This window comes from uncultured Coprobacter sp., assembly GCF_947855755.1.
GTDB lineage: Bacteria > Bacteroidota > Bacteroidia > Bacteroidales > Coprobacteraceae > Coprobacter.
This window is the reverse complement of record NZ_CANUAR010000006.1, coordinates 79,799-90,803: the sequence shown is the minus strand read 5'-3', so window position 1 is coordinate 90,803 and position 11,005 is coordinate 79,799. Positions and strand designations below refer to the sequence as shown.

Here is an 11,005-nt window from a genome sequence, read left to right as displayed (position 1 = left end):
AAACATGGGTGGAATAAAGTGGATTAAAAAAACGATAAATAAATATCCTAAAATAAAGGATATTCTGATTGCGATATTAATTATGTCGGGACTCGGACTTCTTTTTGGTTCAATTTACTGGGGAATTCAACGGGAAGAAGCAGAGTTTGATATTATTCGTCAAAATAAAGGTGTTGCTGAGGCTATTATTTATGAAATTACATACTATAAAAAAGATAATAGCTATGTGGCAGATGTAATATTTTATGTCGGGAATAAACGGTATGTTCCGTATTCAATATCTTTTGATAAAATGCCGCCTTTGGGACTCCGTGTACCGGTATGGTATAATCTTGATGATCCGAAAATGAATATGAGAGCCGAAGATGCGAGGATGGACTCTATATTGCAAGATCCGGTAAAATTTTATGAACGTCAGGTACGGGAGGACTCATTGGAGTGGAAACTTATACTTCCGATCAATTAACTTTATAATAACATATCATGTCGAAAAAGAAATTATTGAATTTGTTGTATATCATTTTGGTTATAATTTGGGGATGGTGGTTTACAAAACCGTTACGTACACGAAGTATGATGAGAAAGAATAACACGCTTGCTTGGGCTTTGATTGTGAAAGTGGATACTTGTGAAACGATACATGGTGATACGGAATATGAAGCGGAATGTCGTTATAAAGTCGATGGCAAGGAGTACACGATCACTTATCCGGGTTTTAAACGGAGTCCTTGGGTAGGAATGCCGGTCCCGATATATTACAATGAGGAATCTCCGGAACGGAATACGTATTTGGGGGAAAATACGGAGATTATACAGTATGCTCCGGAAGAATTCCACCAACTTTATTTGTATGAATTAAAAAGACAAAAATTAAAACAAAATCAAAACAAGAAATGACAAATTCTCGAAAAAACATCGTGACCCATTATAGGAACAGAAAATCCAGTTAGACACTTCAGACTCTAACCTAACTTTTAGTCCGGAATATCAACGATATTTTGTAACTTTGCAAAGAGTGTCTTTTTAACAAAACCGAAAAAAAGAATATGAACCCGCACAAATACTCCGATGTAATCACCTCTACCGTAGAACAACTATCGGAATACGAGTCTTTCAAGGCATTATGTCATCAACATCATGACGGAGAACCGATGCCTTCAGAAAAAGTTTTACATGAGATTATCGAGTTGTGCCGGTCTCTGATTTTTCCGGGCTATTTCGGACATTCTACAATCAACCGTCGTACAATTTCATATTATGTCGGTGTAGGTACGGAACGTTTATTCGAACTATTGACCGAACAGATACTGGCAGGTCTTTGTTTTGCCTGCGACCGTAAAAAATATACCAGTCTTGAAAATATGCGGGAATCGGCAAACGAGAAATCGGCAGAGTTCATCAAATCCCTGCCCGAACTACGCCGTCTGCTGGCTACCGACGTGATCGCCGCTTATAACGGAGATCCGGCAGCGGAGAGTTACGGAGAAGTCATCTTTTGCTACCCTGCAATACGGGCTATCAGCAATTACCGCATTGCTCACTGTCTTATTCAACTGGGAGTACCGCTTATTCCTCGAATGATTTCCGAAATGGCTCATTCCGAAACAGGTATAGATATACATCCGGCCGCTACAATCGGAGAATATTTCACTATCGATCACGGAACAGGAGTCGTTATCGGAGCGACCGCAATTATAGGCAATAACGTGAAAATTTATCAAGGGGTAACTCTCGGTGCAAAAAGTTTCCCTCTTGATGAAAACGGGAATCCGATCAAAGGTATTCCCCGACATCCGATTATCGGGAACAATGTCATTATTTACTCCAATGCCTCTATTTTAGGCCGCATTACAATCGGAGAAGGTGCTACGATCGGCGGTAACATCTGGGTTACGGAAAACGTTGAACCCGGAGCTCGCATTTTACAACAAAAAGCAGAAAAATAAATACGCAAATATAAAGTTTTATCAGGGTGAAAAACGAGAAATTTGAAATTATAGCTAAAACATTGCAAGGGTTAGAGGATATTCTGGCTCAAGAAATTGCCGAACTTGGCGGAGAAGATATCGAAATCGGTAAACGCATGGTATTTTTCAAGGGGGATAAACAGCTTTTATATAAAACGAATTTATGTTGTCGGACAGCATTGCGTGTTCTCAAACCGATTTTCTCATTTACAGCATCCGATACAGATGAGGTTTATGAAAAAATCAAGTCCTTCGACTGGCATCAATATCTGTCTCCTGAACAAACATTCTCTATCGAATCTGTCGTTTTTTCAGAAGAATTTAAACATTCGAAGTTCGTCACCTATCGTGCTAAAGATGCCATCGCCGACTTTTTCATGGAAAAAACAGGTAAACGCCCGTCGGTCAGGCTCAACAATGCCGATCTCATATTGAACCTGCATATTGCGCACAACACCTGCACTCTATCTCTCGACAGTTCCGGAGAATCGCTACATAAAAGAGGATACAGAGTCGCACAAACCGAAGCTCCCATCAATGAAGTTTTGGCAGCCGGCCTTATTCTTAAATCGGGATGGAAAGGTGAAAAAAATTTCATAGACCCCATGTGCGGTTCAGGAACGATCTTGATCGAAGCCGCCATGATCGCAACAAATACAGCACCGGGAATCTATCGAAAAGATTTTGCATTCGAACGGTGGAACGATTACGATGAAGAGCTTTTTGACACCCTTTATAACGATGACAGCAACGAAAAAGAATTCAATTTCAAGATTTACGGTTCTGACATTTCACCCAAAGCTATTGCTATCGCCCGAGAAAATATAAAAAGTGCCGGAATGGCAAAATATATCGATCTGCAGGTAAAACCTTTTCAACAATATACCGAAGCGCCCGAAAACGGGATATTGATAACAAATCCTCCTTACGGAGAACGCATCTCATCAAAAGACCTGTTGGGATTATATGAAATGATAGGTTCTCAGCTTAAACACGTATTCAAAGGCTATGATGCTTGGATTATCAGTTATCACGACGAATGTTTCAATAAAATAGGCCTGAAACCCGCTATTTGCATAAATATGATGAACGGTTCATTAGAATGCGAATACCGGAAATACGAAATTTTCGAAGGTAAATATAACGACTTCAAACGCGAGACAGGAGGATTCAAAGAAAAAAAGAAAGACAGTGAATCTACCGAGTTCAAGAAACGGGAATATCGCTTCAAAGAAAGAAACAATGAAAAGGCAGAAAAGCGTTTACCTTATCGAGGCAAAGAACCTTTCGCCAAAACAGAGACCCGTTTCAGAAAGAAAAAAGACGATTTCGAGAAACAGCCGGAAAATAAGAGAGAACGGAAAGACAGCAGTATTCCCGAATGGCATGGAGAAGAAGCCGTGAAAAAGTTCGTTACATTCAGACAACCCTCTATCGGCCGCACTCCTTCTGAAGATAATCGTCCCGGCTGGAAAAAGCTTCGAGACAAGAACCTTGCACGGAAAGAAAAAGAACAGATGAAAAAATTACGTAAAAGGGATTCTCCCGATAAGTAACAAATAAAAATGATTTATTGAATGAAACTCCGTTTTTTATTTATATTAGCAATCACCCAATTTATGGCTGTATCGGCTCAACTTAAAGAATTTTCACTCGATAACCTGATGCCCGGAGGCAAAACCTATGCCCGATTCGTGCCGAAAAATATAAAGCAACTGCAATTTTTCGGAGAAAATTATATTTATCAAAAAGGTGATTCTATAATGATCGTAAAACCGGGAAATCATAAAGAAAAAGTTCTTGTTACCGTAAAGGATATAAACCGGTTTATTGCGGAAAAAGGGCTGAAACCTGTCGGATCGATGCCCAGAATATCAGTGTGGGAAGACGGAAAAGAAAACGGAATATCGTTTTTACATGATAAGCATTTTATCCATTTATCTGCCGACGACAGCTCTATCGGGCAGCTTTATCCATTGGAAAAAGGAGACACCGATTTCGACTTTGACCCGCACAAACGCCAATATGCCCTGACCAATGAGAACGGGCTATATATTATATCGCCAAATGGAGAACGGATAACCGTTGGTAAAGATTCGAACCGATATATTTCGATGGGTGCAAATAACGTACACCGGAATGAATTCGGGATCAAGAAGGGCACTTTTTGGTCTCCGAAAGGAAATGCTCTTGCATTTTACCGGATGAATGAAACCATGGTCGGCGACTATCCATTAGTAGATATTTCGGCAAGAGAAGCTAAATTGAAAAATATCAAATACCCGATGGCAGGCATGCGGAGTCACGAAGTAACAGTTGGTGTTTTTCGTCTTTCAGACAGAAATACCGTATATCTGCATACAGGAACTCCTAAAGACCGTTACTTTACCAATATAACATGGTCTCCCGATGAAAAAGAGATTTATATACAAGAACTGAACCGTAGTCAAGACACTTGCCGTGTCGAAGTATATGATGCTACTTCAGGAAAGCATCTCCGCACTTTGTTTACCGAAACAGATGAAAAATATGTAGAACCGGAAAATCCGCTGATTTTCATTCCCGAAAAACCCGAATTATTTATTTACACTTCCCGAAAAGACGGTTATCGGCATCTATATCTTTACGACACATCGGGAAAAATGATCCGACAAATCACTCGGGGAGAATGGGAAGTCCTTTCGGCAGAAATAGATCCGACGGGAAAATACTTGTATATTACCTCTACCGAAGCATCTCCTTTGGAAGTAAATTTATACCGGGTAACCCTCTCAAACGGAAAACGGGAAAGGCTGACTCCCGTAAACGGTGTGCACAGCCCCCTGATCAGCAAATCGGGACGATATATGATAGACCGTTACAGCAACCATAATACTCCCCGTATGATCGATTTCTCTGATCTGAAAACAGGTAAAACAAAAAATCTATTATGTGCGCCCGACCCTTATGACGGTTATGCAATGCCGGATATAAAATGCGGGAAAATAAAGGCGGCAGATGGAGAAACGGACTTATATTACCGTCTGACACAACCGGCAAAAATCGAAACCGGCAAGAAGTATCCTGTCATCGTATATGTGTATGGAGGACCTCATGTCCAACAAGTACGAGACGGCTGGAAGTGGGATGTCAGAGGCTGGGATATTTATATGGCAAATCGGGGATATATTATCTTTACAATAGATGGAAGAGGGTCAGCAAACCGGGGATCGGCATTTGAAAACGTCACCCATCGGCAGCTTGGGAAAATTGAACTGCAAGATCAAATGGAAGGTATAAAATGGCTGAAATCTCTACCGTATATCGATGAAAACAGAATCGGTGTACACGGATGGAGTTTCGGCGGATTTATGACCACGAATATGATGCTGAACAATCCCGAAACATTCAAAACCGGTGTTGCCGGAGGACCTGTAATCGATTGGAAATATTATGAAATAATGTACGGGGAACGTTATATGGGATCGCCTAAAGAGAATGCACAAGGATATGAAAACAGTAATTTGAACCGTATTGCGGGAAACCTTCAAGGGCATTTATTACTGATACACGGAGATCAAGATCCGGTCGTAGTCTGGCAACACAGCTTGTCTTTTTTAAAAAGTTGCATTCAATCCGGAACATATCCCGACTATTTTGTATATCCGGGACACTTCCACAATGTATTGGGGTCTGATCGGGTACATTTATATGAAAAAATAACTCGGTATTTTGACGATTATTTAAAATAAACTAAGAAAAACAGACAATAATGAACATTTTGTTATTAGGATCAGGAGGCCGGGAAAACGCTCTGGCATGGAAAATAAAACAAAGTCCGAAAGTAAATAAATTATATATTGCCCCGGGCAATGCAGGAACAGCGGCGATCGGCATCAATATAGCTCTGTCGGCATCCGATTTTGACGACATCCGTCAGTTTGTCCTCGACAATAATATAAATATGGTCGTAGTAGGGCCTGAAGATCCATTGGTAAAAGGTATATACGATTATTTCAAAAACGATCCGGAATTAAATAAAATTCCGGTAATAGGACCATCAAAAGAGGGTGCGCGACTCGAAGGGAGCAAAGACTTCGCCAAAGCATTTATGATGCGTCATCATATCCCCACCGCCCGCTATGCAAGTTTCACAGCCGAACAGTATGATAAAGCATGTGCTTTTCTCGATACATTAGAAGCTCCATATGTACTGAAAGCCGACGGACTGGCAGCAGGGAAAGGTGTGTTGATCATTCCCGACTTGAACGAAGCGAAACGGGAATTGAAAGAAATGCTCGACGGGATGTTCGGAGAAGCGAGCAGCACGGTCGTCATAGAAGAATTTTTATCTGGAATCGAATGCTCGGTCTTCGTTCTTTCCGATGGCAATTCTTATAAAATACTCCCTGAGGCAAAAGACTACAAACGGATCGGAGAAGGTGATACCGGATTGAATACGGGAGGTATGGGCGCGGTTTCTCCCGTACCGTTCGCTGATGCCGAATTTATGAAAAAAGTTGAAGACCGCATCGTAAAACCGACAATAGAAGGCCTGAAAGCCGAAAATATCGAATACAAAGGTTTTATATTCCTCGGTCTTATCAATGTGAAAAACGAACCGATGGTAATAGAGTATAACGTGCGAATGGGAGATCCTGAGACAGAAGCGGTAATGCTCCGTATAGCTTCCGATTTGGTAGAACTATTCGAAGGTGTAGCCGAAGGCAAACTATCCGAAAAAGAACTCCGAGTCGATCCTCGCTCCGCAGTAACGGTTATGCTCGTATCGGGAGGTTATCCGGGCAATTACGAAAAAGGGAAAATAATCACCGGAATCGACCAGATAAACGACAGTATCTTATTCCACGCCGGGACAGCATTGAAAGACGGGGACATCATCACGAACGGAGGTCGCGTTATCGCCGTAAGTTCTTACGGAAAAGATAAAAACGAAGCTCTTGCGACATCATTTAAGAATGCGGAAAAAATCTCTTTCGAAAAGAAATATTTCCGCCACGATATAGGTTTTGACCTTTAACAATATGAGGGAAGACAAGCTATACAATATTTCGGGCAGTACTACCACCATTACATTCAGTGTGGTAGCTGCCTGTTTGTTATCTTTGGTAGCTTACTTCTTTTACGAGCCGCAGGTATCCAGCACAGAAGGCTTGCTGTCTTTTTTGTTCAACAGAATACATACCGAGCATATCCGTATTATTATCAATCTGGGAGCAATCTTGATAAGCAGTTTATTACTCCTATGGATCAATAACGTATATACGATCGTAAGAGCGCATTCATCGCTTCCTCTGTTATTTTTCTTATTATTCGAATGTTCCAATCCTGAACTGACGTCAGAATTACGAATCGGTAATATTCTCGTACCGGTAGTTTTATTGTCCATAGCACTTCTTTACAGTACATATCAAAATATTCGTCCGCAAAATCAAGCTTTTACCTTTTCCCTGCTTATTACAACCGGTTTTCTGTTTTGGACACCGTTAATATTCTTTCTTCCGATATTCTGGATCGGATTGTATCAAACCCGAGCATTGAGCTCTAAAACATTTTTTGCATCTATAACCGGAATTATTACGGTTTTATGGCTTTTTTACGGAGGACATCTCATTTGGAACTATCCGCTATCACTCAACGAAATATCCGACAGTATCGGATCGGTACATTGGTTGCACGATGAAGGAGAATTTTTTCAACTATTATATCTCTTACCGACAATCGCTATCGGATTCATTGCAGGCATAAGCAGCCTTTATAAGCATTACAGCGACAAAATATGTACTCGCGTTTACAACGAGTTTATCAATGTCTTATCTGTGTATACAACAATATTCATCGGGTTGAATATTTCGGAGTTTTACAACTTCCTGCCTTTTTTAAATGTATATGTAGCAATACAAGCATCACACCTCTTCAATAATATTACCAACAAGGCAATGGTTTATTTGTTCTATACCATTATATTCATTTATCTATTATTCTATTTATGGATTTTATTGCAGGACTTAGTGAGTGGGGTTATATAGGGCTTTTTATAGCAGGTTTTCTTGCCGGAAGCATTCTTCCGTTTAGTTCAGAAGTCGTATTAGGTCTGCTGCTATATGCCGGATACAATGAATGGGGATGTCTCGCTTCGGCGACTGCCGGAAATTGGCTGGGAGGTGTAACCTGCTATTATATAGGACGACTGGGAAAGGTCGAATGGATAGAGAAATATCTGCGCATTAAGAAATCGAGTTTGGATAAAACTCAAAAATTCTTACAAGGTAAAGGAGCTCTGATGGCCTTTTTCGTCTTTCTTCCTGCCGGAGGAGATCTGATCATCGTCACATTAGGGCTTATGCGTGCCAATGTGCTTATTACAAATTTATCGATGCTTGCGGGCAAATTTCTCCGTTATTACTGTGTTGCCAAAGGCATCGACTTCTTTATGTAGATTTTAAATGCCTGTCTAAATTTTACCCGGAGTCAACTTTGAAAAGCTCTTTATCGGAAAATTTGAACAGCCTCTTAGAGCCTGTCTAAATTTTGCTCGGGTCAGATTTGAGAGTTTCTTTCGAGGATATTTTTCTGTTTTCAGGAGGAGGATAGCGGGCTATCTGACGAGGGAAAACGGGAAAAAAGACCGGAAGAAAACGCAAAGATGACCTGATAATATTTTCTAATTGGAAAATTTACAACTGGCTCTTACACCACTAAACAAAAAAAGATTTTTACAGAATATACATTGAAATAAAAAAAATTGTATCTTTGTCCACGTCAAAAAGAAATGCGGCAGTAGCTCAGTTGGTAGAGCATCAGCTTCCCAAGCTGAGGGTCGCGGGTTCGAGTCCCGTTTGCCGCTCTTGATAAACGGCTATTTGCATATTTTGTAAATAGCTGTTTTTTATTCCATGATAGGTTTTGAACATTTATGTAAACTAATCCTTAAACCGAGAAATACCCTCAAAAGAAATTCTCAAAACTGCCCCAAGCAAAATTAAATTCGCTATGCCAAAATAAGATCTATAATAAACAATATAGCGAGAATATACATCGTAAGGGTAATCTGCTTATGTTTCCCGCTAAACAACTTCAACAACACATAACAAAGCAATCCTAAAATGATACCGTTGGCAATCGAATAGGTCAGTACCATCATAATAATCGTAACAAAAGCCGGAAGGGCTTCTGAAATATCGGACAAATTTATTTTACCGATAGAATCCATCATAAATACTCCGACTAAAACAAAAGCTCCGGTCGTAGCTGCTCCGGGTATCAATAGAAAAACAGGAGCAAAAAAGAGCGCCAGAATAAAAAGCAAACCGGTAATCAGAGAAGTAACGCCCGAACGCCCACCCTCTGCAATACCCGAAGCACTTTCTACATAAGTCGTGACAGTAGAACTTCCTAACATAGAACTGATCGTAGTCCCGATAGCATCGGACATCATGGCTTCCTTCACATGAGGAATATGCCCGTCCTTATCCATAATTCCTGTTTTCGTAGCAAGTCCGACCAAAGTTCCCAGCGTATCGAATATATTCATAAACAACAATGTGAAAATGATAATTGCCATATCTAAAGTAAAGAAGCCTTCAAAATCGAATTTACAAAATGTAGGGGCTATGGAATGAGGCATGGAAACGGGTATAAAATTTTCCGGTATCTCGGTAACACCTAACGGTATACCGGCAATCGTACACAAAAGAATGCTGTAAAACAGAGCACCTTTTACCTTCTTTATCAATAATACGGCACTCAGCAATATTCCGAAAATAGCTAATAAAGATATAGGAGTAAAATGTCCTAATGCCACGAATGTCGAAGGATTCGATTCTATAATGCCGGCATTCTTCAGTCCGATAAAAGCGATAAACATTCCTATACCGGCAGATATAGCGTGCCTGAGATTCACCGGAATGCTATTCAGTATTATTTCTCTGACATTTAACAGTGTAATTAATATAAATATAAGTCCTTCTACAAACATCGCTGCCAATGCCGTTTCCCAAGAATAGCCCATACCCTGCACTAAGGTAAAAGCAAAGAAAGCATTCAGCCCCATACCCGGAGCTTGGGCGAAAGGTAATTTTGCCATACAGGCTAACAAAAGCGTAGCGATAGCGGCAGCAAGGGCTGTGGCGGTAAAGATCGCACCTTTATCCATTCCCGTAGTACTCAACATTGCCGGATTTACAGCCAAGATATAACTCATCGTCAAAAAAGTCGTAATCCCCGCAATAATCTCTGTCCGGAGGTTCATCGTCTGCTTATTGAACCCGAATATTTTTTGTAACATACACAAAGCAGTATCGTATTTATAATCGAATAATGAGCTTATTATTCAGGTTACAAATGTAATAAAAGTATTACTCCTTGTTTTAATTTTTAGATAAGAAAGGTATATCAAACCAATATATTTTCTCTTAAAGAGATGTTTTAAATTTTCCAAAAAAATCGATGTTCAAGAACATCGATTTAAAATTTTATATACATTTGCTACATATTTATGGCGGTGTAGTGTAGTGGCCTAGCATGTAACATTCTCATTGTTGAGACCCGGGTTCGATTCCCGGCTCCGCTACAAAAAAAGAGGTTATCCGAATGGATGATCTCTTTTTTGTTTTTCCCAAAGGGTGTGCTCTTCTAAAATAAAAACGTTGCATGCTCCATTTTTGTAAAACGTTAATTGTACCACTTTAGGGTCTGTTTAAAGTTTAATCTGATCAAAAAGCGTATATTTGTAAAAACGGCAGAATATGGAAACGACAGACATAATAAAAAAATTAATCGCTGAAAACAGATTGGAAGAGGCTATCGAATTGCTCAATCGGCGTATCGAACAAAATGAGAAAGACGATGAAGCGTATTATTTGTTAGGTAATATTTTTAGAAAAAAAGGAGACTGGAAACAAGCGACTTTTTACTATTTAAGCGCTACGGAGATAAACCCCGAAAGTCCGGCCAAACAGGCTCAAGAGGTACTTGTCGACATCCAAAATTTCATGAATCCGGATTTTAATCCATAATCATAAAAAACGAGCTGTCCA

10 protein-coding genes and 2 tRNA genes are annotated in these 11,005 nt (G+C 40.0%); 11 read left to right on the top strand and 1 reads right to left on the bottom strand.

All coding sequences use genetic code 11. The features are described from left to right. Nucleotides 1-4: 4 nt before the first annotated feature. From Q0093_RS05325 to Q0093_RS05285, 9 genes are all read left to right on the top strand, one after another. Nucleotides 5-466, top strand: coding sequence for a hypothetical protein (locus Q0093_RS05325; RefSeq protein WP_297928810.1), 462 nt, complete (start codon nucleotides 5-7; stop codon nucleotides 464-466). Nucleotides 467-483: 17 nt separating this feature from the next. Next, entirely contained in the window at nucleotides 484-897 is a 414-nt protein-coding gene (locus Q0093_RS05320) for a hypothetical protein (protein ID WP_297928809.1), read from the top strand. A gap of 149 nt (nucleotides 898-1,046) precedes the next feature. Then, on the top strand, nucleotides 1,047-1,946 hold the full coding sequence (locus Q0093_RS05315) for a serine acetyltransferase (RefSeq protein ID WP_294178002.1): 900 nt from the start codon (nucleotides 1,047-1,049) through the stop codon (nucleotides 1,944-1,946). A 26-nt stretch (nucleotides 1,947-1,972) separates the two neighbouring features. Then, nucleotides 1,973-3,523 carry a THUMP domain-containing protein gene (locus Q0093_RS05310; RefSeq protein WP_297928807.1) on the top strand — a complete coding sequence of 517 codons (1,551 nt, stop codon included), beginning with the start codon at nucleotides 1,973-1,975 and terminating at the stop codon, nucleotides 3,521-3,523. A gap of 21 nt (nucleotides 3,524-3,544) precedes the next feature. After that, nucleotides 3,545-5,698, top strand: a complete 2,154-nt coding sequence (locus Q0093_RS05305; protein ID WP_297928805.1) for a DPP IV N-terminal domain-containing protein — start codon at nucleotides 3,545-3,547, stop codon at nucleotides 5,696-5,698. A gap of 20 nt (nucleotides 5,699-5,718) precedes the next feature. Beyond that, nucleotides 5,719-6,987 carry a phosphoribosylamine--glycine ligase gene (gene purD, locus Q0093_RS05300; RefSeq protein ID WP_297928803.1) on the top strand — a complete coding sequence of 423 codons (1,269 nt, stop codon included), beginning with the start codon at nucleotides 5,719-5,721 and terminating at the stop codon, nucleotides 6,985-6,987. 4 nt (nucleotides 6,988-6,991) lie between these two features. Next, nucleotides 6,992-7,996, top strand: coding sequence for a hypothetical protein (locus Q0093_RS05295; protein ID WP_297928801.1), 1,005 nt, complete (start codon nucleotides 6,992-6,994; stop codon nucleotides 7,994-7,996). Beyond that, nucleotides 7,957-8,406 (top strand): YqaA family protein, encoded by a 450-nt coding sequence (locus Q0093_RS05290; protein WP_022390052.1) that lies wholly within the window; start codon nucleotides 7,957-7,959, stop codon nucleotides 8,404-8,406. Before Q0093_RS05295 ends, Q0093_RS05290 begins: the two co-directional genes overlap by 40 nt. Nucleotides 8,407-8,741: 335 nt before the next feature. Continuing rightward, nucleotides 8,742-8,814 (top strand) — tRNA-Gly (locus Q0093_RS05285). A gap of 144 nt (nucleotides 8,815-8,958) precedes the next feature. On the opposite strand, the gene Q0093_RS05280 is transcribed toward Q0093_RS05285, so the two are convergent. Next, nucleotides 8,959-10,254, bottom strand: coding sequence for an NCS2 family permease (locus tag Q0093_RS05280; protein WP_294178015.1), 1,296 nt, complete (start codon nucleotides 10,252-10,254; stop codon nucleotides 8,959-8,961). 212 nt (nucleotides 10,255-10,466) lie between these two features. On the opposite strand from Q0093_RS05280, the gene Q0093_RS05275 reads away from it, so the two are divergent. Together Q0093_RS05275 and Q0093_RS05270 are read left to right on the top strand one after the other, a co-directional pair. Beyond that, a tRNA-Glu gene (locus Q0093_RS05275) sits at nucleotides 10,467-10,539 on the top strand. 175 nt (nucleotides 10,540-10,714) lie between these two features. Continuing rightward, nucleotides 10,715-10,984, top strand: a complete 270-nt coding sequence (locus Q0093_RS05270; RefSeq protein WP_294178017.1) for a tetratricopeptide repeat protein — start codon at nucleotides 10,715-10,717, stop codon at nucleotides 10,982-10,984. Nucleotides 10,985-11,005 lie beyond the last annotated feature (21 nt).